General features: G+C 64.0%; 1 protein-coding gene. It reads left to right on the top strand.

The window, feature by feature from the left end; genetic code table 11:
* Nucleotides 1-242, top strand: a 242-nt coding sequence (locus SB658_RS27020; RefSeq protein WP_410603594.1) for a biliverdin-producing heme oxygenase, incomplete at both ends; no start/stop codon positions are given.

Raw genomic sequence — 242 nt, 5'->3', positions numbered from 1 at the left:
ACGTTGCTCACCACTACACCCGCTACCTCGGAGACCTGTCGGGCGGGCTCCACATCGGGCGCGTGCTCAAGCGACAGTTCGGGTTCGACACCAACGGCATCGGGTTCTATATCTTCGGCGATATCGCCGACCCGACGGAGTTCAAGAACGTCTACCGCGAGGAGCTCGACGCGGCACCCTGGGACGATGCGGAGAAGGAGCGCGTCGTCGCCGAGGTGCTCGCCGCGTACCGTTTCAACACC

This window comes from Bacillus sp. SIMBA_008 (genome assembly GCF_046535495.1).
GTDB classification, from domain to species: domain Bacteria; phylum Bacillota; class Bacilli; order Bacillales; family Bacillaceae; genus Bacillus; species Bacillus subtilis.
Note: the sequence above shows the minus strand (reverse complement) of the source record. Positions and strands in the feature narration are given on the sequence as shown.